The 16,434-nt window shown below is 73.6% G+C and carries 14 protein-coding genes; 6 read left to right on the forward strand and 8 right to left on the reverse strand.

Annotated features, from left to right (window positions below; genetic code table 11):
• Positions 1 to 134 precede the first annotated feature (134 nt).
• From ccrA to ABZV78_RS23975, 4 genes are all read left to right on the forward strand, one after another.
• Positions 135 to 1,490: a crotonyl-CoA carboxylase/reductase gene (ccrA, locus tag ABZV78_RS23960; protein ID WP_355641940.1), complete on the forward strand. Its 1,356-nt coding sequence runs from the start codon at positions 135 to 137 to the stop codon at positions 1,488 to 1,490.
• Between the two features lie 244 nt (positions 1,491 to 1,734).
• Positions 1,735 to 2,994 (forward strand): DivIVA domain-containing protein, encoded by a 1,260-nt coding sequence (locus ABZV78_RS23965; RefSeq protein WP_355641921.1) that lies wholly within the window; start codon positions 1,735 to 1,737, stop codon positions 2,992 to 2,994.
• Positions 2,995 to 3,166: 172 nt separating this feature from the next.
• Positions 3,167 to 5,155, forward strand: a complete 1,989-nt coding sequence (locus ABZV78_RS23970) for a hypothetical protein (RefSeq protein WP_355641923.1) — start codon at positions 3,167 to 3,169, stop codon at positions 5,153 to 5,155.
• Between the two features lie 438 nt (positions 5,156 to 5,593).
• Positions 5,594 to 6,688: an AI-2E family transporter gene (locus ABZV78_RS23975; RefSeq protein ID WP_355641942.1), complete on the forward strand. Its 1,095-nt coding sequence runs from the start codon at positions 5,594 to 5,596 to the stop codon at positions 6,686 to 6,688.
• Positions 6,689 to 6,691: 3 nt separating this feature from the next.
• On the opposite strand, the gene ABZV78_RS23980 is transcribed toward ABZV78_RS23975, so the two are convergent.
• The 7 genes from ABZV78_RS23980 to ABZV78_RS24010 all read right to left on the reverse strand — a co-directional run bounded on the left by ABZV78_RS23980 (position 6,692) and on the right by ABZV78_RS24010 (position 13,065).
• Positions 6,692 to 7,501, reverse strand: coding sequence for an alpha/beta hydrolase (locus ABZV78_RS23980; protein WP_355641925.1), 810 nt, complete (start codon positions 7,499 to 7,501; stop codon positions 6,692 to 6,694).
• A gap of 66 nt (positions 7,502 to 7,567) precedes the next feature.
• Positions 7,568 to 7,900, reverse strand: a complete 333-nt coding sequence (locus ABZV78_RS23985) for a hypothetical protein (RefSeq protein ID WP_355641926.1) — start codon at positions 7,898 to 7,900, stop codon at positions 7,568 to 7,570.
• Between the two features lie 57 nt (positions 7,901 to 7,957).
• The gene (locus ABZV78_RS23990) at positions 7,958 to 9,007 is read right to left on the reverse strand and encodes a hypothetical protein (protein ID WP_355641928.1); all 1,050 of its coding nucleotides are present in this window, start codon (positions 9,005 to 9,007) and stop codon (positions 7,958 to 7,960) included.
• Positions 9,004 to 9,498: a SigE family RNA polymerase sigma factor gene (locus ABZV78_RS23995; protein WP_355641929.1), complete on the reverse strand. Its 495-nt coding sequence runs from the start codon at positions 9,496 to 9,498 to the stop codon at positions 9,004 to 9,006. Before ABZV78_RS23995 ends, ABZV78_RS23990 begins: the two co-directional genes overlap by 4 nt.
• 41 nt (positions 9,499 to 9,539) lie before the next feature.
• Positions 9,540 to 11,330: a 3-hydroxybutyryl-CoA dehydrogenase gene (locus ABZV78_RS24000; protein ID WP_355641931.1), complete on the reverse strand. Its 1,791-nt coding sequence runs from the start codon at positions 11,328 to 11,330 to the stop codon at positions 9,540 to 9,542.
• Positions 11,331 to 11,455: 125 nt separating this feature from the next.
• Complete coding sequence (locus ABZV78_RS24005; RefSeq protein WP_355641933.1) at positions 11,456 to 12,520, reverse strand: alpha/beta hydrolase; 1,065 nt, start codon at positions 12,518 to 12,520, stop codon at positions 11,456 to 11,458.
• Between the two features lie 86 nt (positions 12,521 to 12,606).
• The gene (locus ABZV78_RS24010) at positions 12,607 to 13,065 is read right to left on the reverse strand and encodes an FHA domain-containing protein (protein ID WP_355641935.1); all 459 of its coding nucleotides are present in this window, start codon (positions 13,063 to 13,065) and stop codon (positions 12,607 to 12,609) included.
• 251 nt (positions 13,066 to 13,316) lie between these two features.
• On the opposite strand from ABZV78_RS24010, the gene ABZV78_RS24015 reads away from it, so the two are divergent.
• Positions 13,317 to 14,819, forward strand: coding sequence for an aldehyde dehydrogenase family protein (locus tag ABZV78_RS24015; protein ID WP_355641936.1), 1,503 nt, complete (start codon positions 13,317 to 13,319; stop codon positions 14,817 to 14,819).
• 18 nt (positions 14,820 to 14,837) lie between these two features.
• Here ABZV78_RS24015 and nucS read toward each other — a convergent pair whose 3' ends face one another.
• Positions 14,838 to 15,497 (reverse strand): endonuclease NucS, encoded by a 660-nt coding sequence (nucS, locus tag ABZV78_RS24020; RefSeq protein WP_076472317.1) that lies wholly within the window; start codon positions 15,495 to 15,497, stop codon positions 14,838 to 14,840.
• Between the two features lie 71 nt (positions 15,498 to 15,568).
• Between nucS and ABZV78_RS24025 the strand changes: the two genes are divergently transcribed.
• A complete protein-coding gene (locus ABZV78_RS24025; RefSeq protein ID WP_355641938.1) occupies positions 15,569 to 16,186 on the forward strand; it encodes a DUF4126 domain-containing protein in 618 nt (205 codons plus the stop codon).
• Positions 16,187 to 16,434: the final 248 nt, after the last annotated feature.

A 16,434-nucleotide genomic window follows, 5' to 3' on the forward strand; every position in this document is an offset into this window, starting at 1 on the left:
AACGTCCCGCCCCACAGGAGTGCGACCGGTGCCGGATGTGTCGATTGCCGACATGGCGGTCCCGTCGCACCGGCGCCGACGATGGCAGCACCCCTGCCCGCCCGGTGCGGGTGCGCAACGAACGGGAGGTCACCGTGCAGGACATCCTCGAAGCGATCATGGCGGCGGAGGGCTCCGCGCAGCCCGAGCGGGAACTCGCCGGCCTCGCCGGCCTGCCGGTACCCGAGAGCTACCGGGGCGTGGTGGTCCGCGCCGAGGACACCCGGATGTTCGACGGCATGGCGACGCGGGACAAGGACCCGCGCAAGGCGCTGCACGTCCAGGAGGTGCCCACGCCCGAGCTGGGCCCGGGCGAGGCGCTGGTCGCCGTGATGGCCAGCGCCATCAACTACAACACCGTGTGGACCAGCATCTTCGAGCCGCTGCCCACCTTCAAGTTCCTCCAGCGCTACGGCCGGCTCTCCGAGCTGACCCGCCGGCACGACCTGCCCTACCACGTGGTCGGGTCGGACGCGGCCGGCGTGGTGCTGCGCACCGGGCCGGGTGTGACCCGGTGGAAGGCCGGCGACGAGGTGGTCGCGCACTGCCTCTCGGTGGAGCTTGAGGACGCCGCCGGACACGACGACACCATGCTCGACCCGCAGCAGCGGATCTGGGGCTTCGAGACCAACTTCGGCGGCCTGGCCGAGCTGGCCGTGGTCAAGGCCAACCAGCTCATGCCGAAGCCGCGCCACCTGAGCTGGGAGGAGGCGGCCAGCCCCGGGCTGGTCAACTCCACGGCGTACCGGCAGCTCGTCTCGCACCACGGGGCGAACATGAAGCAGGGCGACGTGGTGCTGATCTGGGGCGCCTCCGGCGGCCTGGGCGGCTACGCCACCCAGATGGCGCTCAACGGCGGGGCCATCCCGGTCTGCGTGGTCTCCTCGCCAGAGAAGGCCGAGCTGTGCCGGAAGATGGGCGCCGAGCTGGTGATCGATCGCACCGCCGAGGGCTTCCGGTTCTGGAAGGACGAGGAGACCCAGGACCAGGACGAGTGGCGCCGCTTCGGCGAGCGGATCCGGGAGCTGACCGGAGGCGAGGACCCGGACATCGTCTTCGAGCACCCCGGCCGGGAGACCTTCGGCGCCAGCGTCTACGTCGCCAAGAAGGGCGGCACGATCGTCACCTGCGCCTCCACCAGCGGCTACCTGCACCAGTACGACAACCGCTACCTGTGGATGCACCTGAAGCGGATCGTCGGCAGCCACTTCGCCAACTACCACGAGGCGTGGCAGGCCAACCGGCTGGTGGCGCTCGGCAAGGTGCACCCGACCGTGTCCCGCACCTACCCGCTGGAGCAGACCGGCCAGGCCGCGTACGAGGTGCACCGCAACGCGCACCAGGGCAAGGTCGGCGTGCGCTGCCTGGCGCCCACCGACGGCCTCGGCGTGCGGGACACCGAGCTGCGCGCCCGCCACGAAACCGCGATCAACCGGTTCCGCGGGCACTGACCGCCGGCATTGCCTTTCCGGTAAGCCGGAACACCATTTGATTGCTGTCCGACAAAGGGCCGCGGGCGCCGACCCGCGGCCCTTTTCGCGCGCTCCACTGCGGGTCGCCCGACCCGCCCGGGACCTGCCAAGATCGCCCGTTGGTCCGGTCCCGTCGGCGCGGGGAAGTTGACCATGTAAACAGGACACGAAAGGTCCGGACCGCTCTTGCGAAGCACCCTGGGGCGTCTGCGAGTATGTCCCAATGCCCCAGCAGCAGTCCCCTCTTGCGTTCTTCGATAACGCGAACTCACAGCCCGATTTCACCGTTGGCCTGCGTGGTTACAACACCAACCAGGTCGACGACTTCATCGGCCGGCTGACCGCCGCCCTGAGCCAGTCCGAGCAGGCCCGCGCCGAGGCCGAGCAGCGGATGAACGACGCGCAGCGCCGGCTGCGCCAGGCCGAGCAGCGCCAGGGCGCGCTCGAGCAGAAGCTCACCGAGACCAACAAGCAGCTTGAGGAGAACAGCCGGCCGACCCTCTCCGGCCTGGGCACCCGCGTCGAGCAGATCCTCCGGCTGGCCGAGGAGCAGGCCAACGACCACCGCAACGAGGCCAAGCGCGAGTCGGAGGGCATCCTCTCCGCCGCCCGCCTCGAGGCGCGGGAGATCACCGACAAGGCGCGCGCCGAGGCGGCCGCCATGAAGGCCACCGCCGAGCGCGAGGCCGGCAGCGTCCGCACCGCCGCCGAGCGGGAGGCCGCCGAGGTCCGGGTGCAGGCCCGCCGCGAGGCTGACACCCTGCGCGCCGACGCCGACCGGGAGACCAAGCAGCTGCGCACGGTCACCGCGCACGAGGTGGCCGAGCTGAAGTCGACCGTGGAGCGCGAGGTCGCCACCCTGCGCGCCACCGCCGAGCGGGAGATCACCCAGCAGCGGGCGAAGGCCGCCCGGGAGGCCGAGGAGAAGCGGGCCGAGGCCACCAAGCTCCTCACCGACGCGCGGGACAAGCGGGACAAGGACCTCCAGGCTCTGGAGCTCCAGCTCGCCGAGCGGCGCGAGAAGGCCGAGCGCGAGGAGTCCGAGCGGCACGCCGCCCAGGTCGCGCAGACCCAGAAGCTGGTCAGCGAGGCCGAGCAGCGCGCCCGGGCCGCCCAGGAGCGGGCCAAGGAGATCGAGCAGCGGGCCGAGGCCCGCCGGGTCGAGTCCGAGCGCACCGCCACCGACACGGTCGAGAAGGCCAAGGCACTGTCCGAGAAGACGGTGTCCGAGGCCCGGGCCGAGGCGCAGCGCCTGCTCAGCGAGGCCCGCACCGAGGCCGAGCTGACCACCCAGGCGGCCCGCCGCGAGGTCGAGGACCTCACCCGGCAGAAGGACGCGGTCACCTCGCAGCTCGGGCAGATGCTCTCCGGTCTCGCCGGCATCGTGCCGGGCGTGCCGGCGGCGGCGGCCGGCGCCAACAAGGCGGAGGCGCCGAAGGCCGACGGCTCCGACAAGAAGGTCACGGCCGAGTCGGCCAGCTGAACAACCACCCGCAGACGGGGCATGAGCCGCGGCGCGGGGTGACACCGGGTGAACCGGTGCCGCCCCGCGCCGTCATTCTTTCCCGTCCGTTTCGCCTGCTCACCGGAGTGCACCTGCCAACAGGGGCGTCCGTATCGCCCCAGCAGGGCCGGATGCGTGTGAGGATGGGGGCATGTCGCACGGCGAGGAACTGTTCGCCCTCGGCGGGGACGTGACCACGGAGCCCAGCTTCGAGTCCGCTCTGCGGGGGTACGAGAAACGACAGGTCGACCGCTACGTCGCTCGTGCGGAGCACGAGATCTCGGCGCTGACAACCGAGCGCGAGCAGGCGTACACCCAGATCCACAAGCTGGCCGGCCAGGTCGAAGTGCTGCAACGCGACCTCGCCCAGGTGCGCAAGCAGGTGGGCGTGGTGGACCGCGCCTCGTTCCGGCACCTCGGTCCCCGGGTCGAGCAGATCCTCACCATGGCCGAGGAGCAGGCCGACGACATCCTGGCCGCCGCCAACGAGGAGATCGAGGCCCGCCGCGCGGCCGCCGAACACATCGTCGAGGAGGCCCGGGAGCAGTCCGCCCAGGCCCTCAAGGACTTCGAGATCGCCCTGGCCGCCCGCCGGGCCGAGGAGGAGCGGCACACCGCCGCCCGCAAGGCGGAGGCGGAGTCCACGCTCAAGGCCGCCCAGGACGAGGCCGCGAGGCTGCGGAAGAACGCCCAGGACGCGCTGGCCAAGGCGCAGCAGGAGGCCACCCAGCTCCGGGACACCGCCAAGGAGATCCACTCCCGCGCCCAGCAGGAGTCCACCCGGCTGCGCGAGACGGCCAAGGAGGCGCTGGCCAAGGCACAGCAGGAGGCCACCCAGCTGCGCGAGGCGGCCAAGGAGGTGCACGCCAAGGCCCAGCAGGAGGCCAAGCGGCTCACGGAGTCCGCCGCCGAGGCCGGCCGGGCCACCCACGCCAAGGCGCTCGCGGAGGCCAAGAAGATCGTCGACGACGCGGAGGAGGCGGCGAAGGTCACCCGCGGCCGGGCCCGCACCGAGGCGAACCGGCTCACCACCGAGGCCGCCGAGGCGGGCAAGCGCAACCGCGCCGACGTCGAGGCGTACGTGCAGCGGATGCGCAGCGAGACCGAGGCGTACGTCCAGCAGGCCCGCGCCCAGACCCAGCAGGAGCTGGGCGCCTGGCGGGCCGGGGTGGAGAAGGAGGTCAACGCCCGGCGGGAGACGGCGGACAAGGAGCTGGCCCAGCGCCGCGCCACCGCCGAGCGGGAGTTCGCCAAGCGCCGCGACGAGCTGGACAAGCAGCACACCAGGCGGCAGGACGAGTTGGAGAAGGCCTACACGGCCCGGCGCGCGGAGATCGAGCAGGGCGCGGCGGAGCTCCGGCAGGCGGCCGAGCAGGACGCGCTCACCATGCGCCGGCGGGCCGAGGAGGAGGCCGCCGAGCTGCTCCGCCGGGCCGAGGCGGACGCCGGAGACAAGCGCCGCAAGGCCGACGAGCACGTGGCCGCCTCGCGCCGGCAGTTCGAGGAGTATGCGGCCACCACCCAGCAGCACCTGGCCACCACCCAGCAGCACCTCGCCGCCACCCAGCAGGAGGTGGCCGCCGGCCGGCAGCAGCTCGCCCACGTGATGCTGGAGATCGCCAACGCCCAGCAGGAGCTCGCCGACCTGCGGACGGCGACCTGGAAGTCCCGGCAGGAGTCCGACGACCTCCAGCGCCGGCTCGCCGAGCTGCGCGCCGAGGCCGGGCCGGCCGGCCTCGCCGCCACCCCCGTCGACCCGGCCGAGCTGCCCACCGCAACCGGCGGCGGGGCGGGTGGCGCGCCGGCGGGCGACCGGGCTCCGGCGCCCGTCAGCGCCACGGGCACCGCGCCGGTCTCCCTCAACGGCGGCGCCCCCGCACCGGCGGCGGAGGCCGGAGAGTCGACGGCGGACGCCGCGAAGGCCCGCCCGGTCGCCGAGCCGGTGACCACCGTGGACGGCTCCGGAGCCGGCGCCGGGGTGGAGGGCGAGCCGACCGTGGCCGCCGTGCCCGGCGAGGGCGGCCGGGGGGCCACCCCCACGAAGATCACCAGCAGCGGCGAGAACGGCAAGCGCCGCACCAAGCCGACCACCGACGAGCGCAGCGCCAAGCCGAGCACCGTCACCGTCGACAAGGACTGACCGCCGCCGGCCCAGCGGGTCACCAGGTCGAGTGGCGGAGGGGATGGTCGGGGCGGGCGCCGACCGCTAACCTGCGGGCAGGGGCTGCGCCGCCGAGGACCCACCCGGTCCTCACGGTCCGCCGCAGGGGCGCTCCGCCGGGCCGGAGCGGGAGCCGGGGAGGCACGGGTGTCGCAGGAGGGATCCGCCGGCCCGGACGACGACCCGCTCGAGCCGTTGCGCCCCGAACCCGATCCCGCCGACGCGGGCGCCACCCCCCGCCGCACCGACGCCCCGGACCCGACCGGCAGCGCAGGCCCGACCGACAGCGCAGGCCCGACCGACAGCGCAGGCCCGACCGACAGCGCAGGCCCGACCGACAGCGCAGGGCGGGCCGGTGGCCCAGGACCGGCCGGCAGGCGGGGACCGGCCGGTGACGCGCCAGGCGGCAGGCCCGGGCTGGCCGAGATCGGCGTGGAGACCGAGCCGACCGAGTTCGAGCCGAGCGGGCGGTTCGGCGTACCGGGCCGGCCGCTGCGCCGCAGCAGCTTCCTGATCGGCTTCACCGGGGCGCTCGGCGTGCTGCTGGCGTACGCGGTGTTCCTGGGCGTGCGGAACTCGGCCGGCATCCTGGTGCTGGTGGTGATCGCCCTCTTCCTCGCCGTGGGCCTGCACCCGGCGGTGGTCCGGTTGCGCCGCTGGGGGCTGCCGCACGGGCTGGCGGTGGCGGTGGTGACGCTGACCGTGGTGCTGCTGATCGTCGGCGGGCTGCTGGCCCTGGTGCCGCCGGTGGTGACCCAGTCCGGGCAGTTCATCGAGCATCTTCCCGGCTACGTCGACGACCTGCGCCGCAACCCGACGGTCAACGACCTCGTCGAGCGCTACGACGTGATGCAGCGCGTCCAGTCGGCGGCGAACGCCGACACCATCGGCCGGGCTCTGGGCGGCGTGCTGGGCGGGGCGCAGCTCATCTTCGGCACCATCTTCCGGGCGCTGACCGTGCTGGTGCTGACGATCTACTTCCTGGCCTACTTCAACAAGCTGCGCGACCTCGGCTACGCGCTGGTGCCCCGGTCGCGCCGGGAACGGGTACGCCTGATCGGCGACGAGATCCTGACCCGGGTCGGCGCGTACATGGTCGGTGCGCTGGCCATCGCGGTGCTGGCCGGGGCGAGCACCTTCGTGTTCGCCCTGGTGGTCGGGCTGCCGTACCCCTTCGCCCTGGCCGTGGTGGTCGCGGTGACCGACCTGATCCCGCAGATCGGGGCGACCCTGGGCGCCGTGGTGGTGACCCTGGTCGGGCTCGCCACCGACCTGCCGGTCGGCATCGCCTGCCTGGTCTTCTTCCTGGTCTACCAGCAGGTCGAGAACTACCTGATCTACCCGAAGATCATGCGCCGGGCGGTCTCGGTCAACGAGGTGGCGGCCCTGCTCGCGGCCCTGCTCGGGGTGTCGCTGCTGGGCGTGGTCGGCGCCCTGATCGCCATCCCCACGGTGGCCGCGCTCCAGCTCATCCTGCGCGAGGTGGTGCTGCCCCGGCAGGAGTCCCGCTGACCGTCAGCCGGCGCGGCGCTGCTCCGGGCCGGCCACCGGGGTGTCGGCGAAGGCGGCCACGGTCCGGTCGGCGTACGCGCTGGCGTCGCCGGTCTCCATGGGGCCGTCCCAGGTGGTCGGCAGCGGGACCGGCACGGCCGGGTTGACCCGGCTGACGATCTCGTTGAGCACGGTCTCCGCGTCGCCGACCCAGAGGTGTTTGGCGCCGGGGACCCCGACCACCTCGGCCTGCGGCACCGCGGCGAAGCGCTGCCGGGCCTCCTCGGGGCGCAGGTAGTCGTCGAACTCGGGGACCAGGGCGGTCAGCGGCCGGCCGGACTCGGCCCAGACGGTCAGGTCCTCCGGCTGGGAGAAGCGCAGCGGCGGGGAGAGCAGGATGGCCCCCGCGATCGCCGGGTCGCAGCCGTACTTCAGGGCCAGGTCGGTGCCGAACGACCAGCCGACCAGCCAGATGTTCGGCAGCTCGTGGAACTCGGCGTACTCGATGGCGGCGGCCACGTCGAAGCGCTCGCCGACCGCGGCGTCGAACGTCCCCTCGCTGGTGCCCCGGACGCTGCTGGTGCCCCGGGTGTTGAAGCGGAGCACGGCCAGGTCGGCCAGCGCGGGCAGTCGCCAGGCCGCCTTGCGGAAGACGTGGCTGTCCATCATCCCGCCGTGGGTGGGCAGCGGGTGCAGGCAGACCAGGGTGCCGGCCGGCTCCCGGTCCAGCGGCCGGGCCAGCTCGCCGACCAGCCTCAGCCCGTCGGCGGTGTGCAGCTCGATGTCCTCCCGGCGGCCGGGCAGGATCGACGACGCACGGATCGGTGTGCTCACCGTCCCAGTCTCCCGCGCCGCCGACCGCGCCGCCCGCCGGGGCGGAAACAGCGTGATCCAGATCGCTCAGCCGTGCCGGGGGGCGCCGCGGCCGCGCTGGAGGTTCGGCCCGCGCCGGTCCCGGGCCCGCCAGCAGCCGCTGTGCCAGTGCCGGCGGTCGGTCAGGTCACCCCGGTCGTCGGCCGGCCAGGCCACCACGTGCGCCACCCCGGGCCGGATCTCCTGGTCGCAGCCGGGGCAGCGGTACGTCTTGACCGACGCCCCGCCGGTGATCCCGCGGACCTGCCAGTCGCCGTCGCGCCACTGCTGGACGGTCGGCACGCCCTGGCGTGCCCGCTCGGAGTCCAGGTGGGTGGTCTCGTCCCGGCGGGGACGGTTGCGACGGGGGCTCACGGTCACCAAGCGTACGGTCCGCCGGCCGGACCGGCCCGGCTCGGGCGGCCCGGCCGGCGGAGCTCACTTCCAGGTCTCCGGGTCGGTCAGGTCCTTCGCCACCTGCGCCCCGGCCAGCAGGACCGTCGCGTCGGCCTCGGTGAAGCCCTTGTCAAATCCGCCGAAGGTGACGATCAGGTGCGCCTTCGGGATGCCGAGCAGCTCCAGCCTGGTTCCATCGGGATAGAGGTAGGCCGACCGGCCGTCGACGGTCCGGTTGCTCTCGGTCCGGACGCCCGCGAGCTGACTGGCGTGATCGAAGCTCACCCGCATCGTCGCGTCCTCCCCGCGCCCGAGGACGAACCGCGCGTTCAGCCCGCCCGGGAACGCGGAGACGTCCACGTCGCAGGTCAGCACCGTCGCCCCGGGCGGCAGCGTAGTGAGCCGCAAGGGGCCGGGGCACCGTCTCGCCTGGTTCCACCGCAGCGCGTCAACCGCCCGTCGGAGCGCCGTCTGGTCCCGGCCGGCGGTGCTCGCCCGGGCGTACAGGCCGTCGACCGGCCGCCACGAGAGGATCACTCCACCGCCCTGGCCGGGCACCTCGCGGACAGTGCCGTCAAAGGGCAGCGGCTCCTCCACCGCGTCGAAGGTGAAGCCCTCGATGCCGCCCCGGCTCAGCAGCTCGAGGGAGCGGCTCACCTCGACCAGGACGGGCCGCCCGCTTCCCACCGTGAACCGCACGGATTCGACCTCGCCCTGCCGGACTCCCCAACCGAGGTAGCGGGCACGGGCCGGGTCGACTCCGAAGTGCAGAACCAGCGCGTCGGTGGCCACCCGGGTCGGGTCGGCGGTCGCGCCCGGGACGCCGCCGGCGAGCGGCGGCACCGGCAGCGCGGCGGTCGGCGTGGCCGCGCCCCAGGGCAGGCGCCCGGACAGCCCGCCGAGGTCCGTGCCGCTCACCCCGACGAAGCCGAGGACCCCGACCAGGGCCAGGGCGGTGCCGGTGGCGGTCCGGCGGCGCAATTGGCGGCGGCGGCCCCGGGCGCGGGACTCCCGGAGCAGCCGGTGGGTGTCGGTCTCCCCCTCGGCGCGCTCCCGCAGCACCGAGGCGATCCGCTGGTCGAGGTCGGTCACGGCCGGCTCCCCTTGGTCGTCGGGACGCCGCAGCGCTCCCGGAGGTGGGCGAGCGCCCGCATCGCGTGGGTGCGGACGGTGACCGGCGAGCAGTCGAGGATCTGGGCGATGGTCGCGTCGTCCAGGTCCTCGTAGTAGCGCAGCACCAGCACGGCGCGCTGGCGGTCGGGGAGGGCGCGGATCAGCCGCCACATCTCGTCCCGGTCGGCCGCCTCGCCGCCGAGGTCGCCCCGGTGGGCCCGCTCGGCGACGGTGTCCACGGCCAGCTCACGGCTGGACCGCCGGCGCCACCAGGAGTTGTTGGCGTTGACCAGCATCCGCCGCACGTACACGTCGGGCCGGTCGGCCCGGGCGATCTTCCGCCAGTGCACGTACGCGCGGGCCAGCACGTCCTGGGTCAGGTCCTCGGCGCGGTGCTCGTCGCCGGTCAGCAGCCGGGCCAGGCGCAACAGGGCCGGGCCGCGGCTGCCGACGTACTCCTCGAAGGTCACGCCCTGAAGACGCCGTCACCGGCGCCGGATGTTGACCCGGATCAGCGCTTCGTGTGGTCGCGGAAGCCGCGGCCGCTCTTGCGGCCCAGGTAGCCGGCGGTGACCAGGTGCTCCAGCAGCGGCGCGGGGGCGAAGCCCGGCTCGCGCAGCTCCAGGTAGAGCTCCTGCTGGATGGCCAGCGAGACGTCCAGGCCGACCACGTCGAGCAGCTCGAACGGGCCCATCGGGTAGCCACAGCCGAGCTTCATGGCGTAGTCGATGTCGTCGGCCGTCGAGTAGCTCGCCTCCAGCATCTTCACCGCGTCGTTCAGGTACGGGAAGAGCAGCGCGTTGACGATGAAGCCGGACCGGTCGCCGCAGACCACGCCGGTCTTGCCCAGCGCCGCGCAGACCGCCCGGGCGGTGGCGGCGGTCTCCGCCGAGGTGCGGATGGTCTGCACGACCTCCACCAGCGGCATGATCGGCGCCGGGTTGAAGAAGTGCAGGCCGATCACGTCGGCCGGCCGCTGGGTGGCCATCGCCACGTCGATCACCGGCAGCGACGAGGTGGTGGTGGCCAGCACGACGCCCGGCTTGCAGATCTCGTCGAGGCTGGCGAAGAGGGCCTTCTTGACGCTCAGCTCCTCGACCACCGCCTCGACCACCAGGTCGACGTCGGCCAGGTGGTCCAGGGTGGCCGACCAGGTGACCCGGCCCAGCGCGGCGTCCCGGTCGGTCTCGCTCAGCTTGCCCCGCACCACGCCCTTGTTCAGCGAGGTCTTGACCGCCTCGCAGACCTTGGCGGACTTCTCCGCGCCCCGGGTCACCGAGATGACCTCGTAGCCGGCCTTGGCGAAGACCTCGATGATGCCGGTGGCCATGGTCCCGGAGCCGACCACGCCCACCTTGGTGATCGCCCGGGCGCCGTCGGCGAGCGCGGCGCCCGTGCTCAGCGGGGTGTGCTCGTCCGGTACGACCACCGGGGAGCCCGGCCGCTCGTAGGTGTAGAAGCCACGGCCGGACTTCCGGCCGAGCAGGCCGGCGGTGACCATCTGCTTGATCAGCGGCACCGGGGCGTGCCGGCGGTCCCGGCCGCCACGCCGGTACATGGTGTCCAGGATCTCGTACGCGGTGTCGAGGCCGATGAGGTCCATCAGCGCGAGCGGGCCCATGGGCAGGCCGCAGCCGAGCTTCATGGCGGCGTCGATGTCCTCGCGGGTCGCGTACCGGGACTCGAACATGCTGACCGCGTGGTTCAGGTAGCCGAAGAGCAGCGCGTTGGCGATGAACCCGGCCCGGTCGTTGATGGTGACGTCGACCTTGCCGAGCCGCTCGCAGAGCGCCTCCACGTCGGCCACCACGTCGGCGGAGGTGACCACGGTGCGAACCACCTCGACCAGCTTCATGACCGGCGCCGGGTTGAAGAAGTGGATGCCGATGACCTGGTTCGGCCGGGTGGTGGCGACGGAGATCTCGGTGACGCTCAGCGACGAGGTGTTGGTGGCCAGGATCGCCTCGGGCTTGCAGACCCGGTCCAGCTCGGCGAAGATCCGCTGCTTCAGGTCCAGGTGCTCGGGCACCGCCTCGATCACCAGGTCCACCGAGTGCAGGGCGTCCAGCCCGACCTGCCAGTCCACCCGGGCCAGCAGCGCGTCCCGGTCGGCCTCGGCGAGCTTGCCCTTGGCGACGGCCCGGTCGGTCGAGCCGGTGAGGGTGGCCCGGCCGCGCTCCACGGCGCCCGCGGAGATCTCGACGGCCACCACGTCGATGCCGTTGCGGGCGAACACCTCGACGATGCCGGCACCCATGGTGCCCAGACCCACCACACCCACACTGGTGAACTCGCGCGCCACGACCGGCCTCCCCTTGGTTGACTCCGCCGTTGCCGACATGAACGGCCGCTAAGGTTATGCGCCGGAGTCTGCCACGTGACGCTGGGTTGTCGAGACGCCGTGGGATATTTCACGCACCACGTAGGTCAGGCCCCGGCCGGCACCCCCGCGAGCGCCAGCAGCTCGGCGACGAACTCGGCCGGCCGCTCCAGGTGCGGGCTGTGCCCGCAGCCGGGCAGGACCACCTCCCGGTACGTCCCGCCGGCCGCCGCGTACCCGTCGAGGACCGCCCGGGTCTGCCCGACCATCGGCTGCGGCGGGCAGTCCGCCGCCCCGGGCCAGCCCGGCACCACCCCGAGCGACCCCAGGTACGCCAGGTCGAACAGCGAGGTGTCCGAGACGATCACGTCGGCGTCGCCGCGTACCCAGGTCACCGGCGGCTTGGCCGGGACGGCGACCAGCTCGTCGGCGAGCCGGAAGTGGGCGGGCGCCAGCGCGTTGAGCACCCCGCGCTCCCCCGCCGCGGTGCCCGGCCAGTGCGCCGAGGCGACCGCCGTGCCGGGGTAGTTGTCGTCCCCCGTGGCGGTGCTCAGCATGCTCTCCAGCAGCAGCTCCTCGTCCTCGCCCAGCGACGCCGGGTCGGCCACGTACGCCGAGCGCAGCACGTTGCGCGGGCTGGTCGGGCCCTCGGCGCCCCGGTCCCCCGCGGCGAGCCGGGCCACGAAGTCGGGGTTCGCGGTGCCCGCGCCGGTGCCGGCGAAGTCGGGTGTGGTGGGAGTGCCGTCGAGGTCCCGGGTCCCACCGAAGCCGTACGGGGACACCGGCGCCGCCAGCAGCAGCCCGGCCACCCGGTCCGGGTGGTCGACCAGCAGCCGCATCGCCACCCCGCCGCCGAGCGAGTGCCCGACCACCACGGGCCGGGCGCCGGGGGCGAACAGCCCGGGGGCGTCGAGCAGGGCGGCCACGTCGTCGGCGAAGTCGCGGAGGCCCCGGGTGGCGTCGACCGCGGCGGTCTCGGTCTCGCCGTATCCGCGCAGGTCGGGGGCCACCACCCGGAGCGTCTCCGGCAGCCGGGGCAGCAGTGGCTCCCAGAACGCGGCCGACGACACGTTGCCGTGCACCAGCAGCACCGGCATGCCGTCCGGCCGGCCGGCCACCCGGACCGCCTGGGTGATGCCGTTGGCGTGGACGGTGTGTCGCTCGCTCCGCATCCGCGCATGCTGGCACGGCCGCCCGCGACCGGTCCATGTGGGCGGCCCCCATCCGGGGCCGCCCGACGGTGTGGCGGGACTCCGGATCAGCGGTGCGCGTCGACCGGCAGCGGCAGCGTGCCGCGCGCCTCGACCGGCGTCCGCGGCGCCGGCGGGACCGGCAGCGGCAGGGTGGGCCGGTGGTCGCGGCGCGGCTGCATGAAGCTCATCCCGACCGGGTCGGTCCGGGCCACGCCCGGGTCGAAGAAGCGGAGGTCCGTGCGGCCGAGCCGGATCACGTCCCCGTCGGTGAGCGCCACGCTGCCGACGATCCGCTGGTCGTTGAGCCAGGTGCCGTTGGTCGAGCCGAGGTCGGTGAGGACCACCCCGTCGGGGGTGGCCTGCACCGTGGCGTGCCGCCGGCTCAGGTGCGGGTCGGCCAGCACGATGTCGGCGCTCGGCGCCCGGCCGACCAGCTGCGGATCCCGACCGACCCGGAAGCTCAGCCCCCGCATCGTCCCGCCCGACACCGTCAGCAGCGGCATCAGTTCCGGATGCTCCTCCATGGACAGTCGACCTCCACCCCACCGTCGCTCCGCGGCGTCAGCCTGCCACCTCACGGTAATCGCTCCCACCACCGCGCGGTCACCCCCGTGACCCCGGCCGGCCATCTCCTGTTCGCCGTTTCGGCGGGCGTCGCCGGTTCAACCGGCGGCACATTCGTCGATCCCGCCGGGCCCACGACGCCGCCGACCTGGGCAGAGTACGGGCCGCGCGGGACCTACCGGTGAGTAACGCTCGGGTCTAGACTTCGGCCATGACGGCTGTGCGTGTCCCCGGGACCCCGCTCATCGAAGACGGCCGACTCGTGTCGACCAGTCCGGCGACCGGCGCGGAGGCCGGGCGGCTCCCGGTGGCGACCGAGGCGGACGTGCGGGCCGCCGTGGAGCGGGCCCGCGCCGCGGGCGACTGGTGGGCCGGGCTCGGCTTCGCCGGCCGGCGCGACCGGCTGCTGCGCTGGCGCGGCGTGCTCGCCCGCCGGATGGAGGAGCTGGCCGACCTGGTGCACACCGAGGGCGGCAAGCCGGTCGGCGACGCCGTGGTGGAGATCCTCACCGCGCTGGAGCACATCGACTGGGCCGCCCGCAACGCCCGACGGGTGCTCGGGCCGCGCCGGGTCCGCACCCGGCTGATCCTCGCCGAGTTCACCGGCCACCTGGAATACCAGCCGTACGGGGTGGTCGGCGTGATCGGCCCGTGGAACTACCCGGTCTTCACCCCGATCGGCTCCGCCGCCTACGCGCTGGCCGCCGGGAACGCGGTGGTGTTCAAGCCGAGCGAATACACCCCGGCCGTCGGGCAGTGGCTGGTGGACCGGTTCGCGGAGGTCGTCCCGGAGCAGCCGGTCTTCCAGGCGGTGCACGGGCTCGGCGACGTCGGCGCGGCGCTGTGCCGATCGGGGGTGGCGAAGCTGGCCTTCACCGGCTCCACCGCCACCGCCAAGAAGGTGATGGCCGCCTGCGCCGAGACGCTCACCCCGGTGCTGCTGGAGGCTGGCGGCAAGGACGCCATGATCGTCGACGCCGACGCCGACCTGGACGCCGCCGCCGAGGCGTGCGTCTGGGGCGCGCTGACCAACGCCGGCCAGACCTGCATCGGCATCGAGCGGGTCTACGCGGTCGACCAGGTCTTCGACGCCTTCGTCGACAAGGTGGTGACGAAGGCCGGCCGGCTCACCGTCGGCGCCGACGGCGCCGACATCGGCCCGATCACCATGCCGTCCCAGGTCGACGTCATCCGCCGGCACATCGACGACGCGGTGGCCCGCGGCGGCCGGGCGGTGCTCGGCGGCCCCGAGGCGGTCCAGCCGCCGTACGTGCACCCGACCGTGCTGGTGGACGTGCCGGAGGACTCCGCCGCGGTGCGCGAGGAGACGTTCGGGCCGACGCTGACCGTCAACCGGGTCCGCGACGTGGACGAGGCCGTCGAGCGGGCCAACGCCCTCTCGTACGGTCTCGGGGGTTCGGTCTTCGGCCGCAAGCGGGCCGTGGCGGTCGCGCGGCGGCTGCGCTCCGGGATGGCCGCGGTCAACTCGACGCTGACCTTCGCCGGCATGTCCACCCTGCCGTTCGGCGGGGTCGGCGACTCCGGCTTCGGCCGGATCCACGGCGAGGACGGGCTGCGCGAGTTCGGCCGGGCCAAATCGATCACCCGCCGCCGCGCCCGGTCGCTGCTGCCCTCGATGACCTTCGAGCGCACCCCAGCCGACGTCGCCCGCCTGGTCAAGGCCGCCAAGCTGATGTACGGCCGGGGCCGCTGACGACCCCGGCCCGCCCGCTCAGAACAGGGTCAGCTCGTCGCGCTCGATGCCGCGCAGCTTGTCGTAGTCGACCACCACGCAGCGGATGCCGCGGTCGGTGGCGAGCACCCGGGCCTGCGGCTTGATCTCCTGCGCGGCGAACACCCCGGCGACCGGGGCGAGCAGCGGGTCGCGGTTCATCAGTTCCAGGTAGCGGGTGAGCTGCTCGACGCCGTCGATCTCGCCGCGCCGCTTCACCTCGACCGCGACCGCGCCCTGGTTGGCGTCCCGGCAGAGCAGGTCGACCGGGCCGATCGCCGTCATGTACTCCCGCCGCACCAGCGTGAAGCCCTCGCCGAGGGTCTCCGGGTTGGCGGCGAGCAGCTCCTGGAGGTGCGCCTCGACGCCGTCCTTGCGCAGGCCCGGGTCGACACCCAGCTCGTACGAGGTGTCCTGGAAGATCTCCTCCAGGGTGATGCGCAGCTCCTCGCCGGCCTTGTTGACCACCCGCCACACGCCGGGGGCCTCCTCCAGCCGGCACGGCGGGCTCATCCAGTTCAACGGCTTGTACGCCCGGTCGTCGGCGTGGATCGACACCGAGCCGTCCGCCTTCACCATGAGCAACCGGGTGGCCGGCGGCAGGTGTGCCGAGAGCCGTCCGACGTAGTCCACCGAGCACTTCGCAATCACCAACCGCACCCGACGAGGGTAGCGGAGCACCCGGCCGTCGCCGACGAGCGCCACTGGCGTACCGGTGCCATTCTGAGATCGTGCTCGAAGTCCTCACCGGTTCCGGGCTCGCCGCATCGGCGGGCCTGAACGCCTACATCCCCCTACTGCTGATGGGCGTGCTCGCCCGCTACACCGACCTCATCGAGCTGCCGAGCGGCTGGCAGTGGCTGGGCAACGGCTGGGTGCTGCTGATCCTCGCCGTGCTGCTCGCCGTCGAGGTGGTGGCCGACAAGGTGCCGGTGGTCGACCACGTCAACGACGTGGTGCAGACCGTGGTCCGGCCGACCGCCGGCGGGCTCGCGTTCGGCGCCGGCTCCAGCTCCGAGACGGTCACGGTCAGCGACCCGGACACCTTCTTCTCCTCGCACCAGTGGGTGCCGGTCGTGGTCGGCGTGCTCATCGCGCTCGGCGTGCACCTGCTCAAGTCGGCCGCCCGGCCGGTCATCAACGCCACCACCGCCGGCTTCGGCGCCCCGGTGGCCAGCACCGCCGAGGACGCGACCAGCGCGGTCATGTCGGTGGTGGCGATCCTGCTTCCGGTGCTGGTGCTGGCGTTCCTGCTCGGGCTCGTGGCGTTCCTCTTCTGGTTCCTGCGTCGTCGTCGTTCACGGCGTCGCGAACGCCAGGCCGCTCGGGCTGCGGGGTTCCGGGTCTAATCCCTGGTTGCGCTTGAGGGCTGGGGGCGAGGGTGACCGGCTCCGGGCGGTCACAGGCTTGATCCCTGCGCCGGTCACCCTCGCCCCCAGCCCGTCGTGGTCCATCGCCGTCGTCTGGAGACGCCGCTGGCCGGCACCCCGTTTTGCGGGGTACCGGCCAGCGTTTGGCTCAGCTGTTCCAGTGCTTCTTGACGATGTCGGCGGCCTGCTGCTCCCACTGGGCGTAGGCGTCCGGGTAGGCCGAGACC

Origin of the sequence: Micromonospora sp. NPDC004540 (assembly GCF_040610095.1) — a bacterium.
Lineage (GTDB): Bacteria > Actinomycetota > Actinomycetes > Mycobacteriales > Micromonosporaceae > Micromonospora.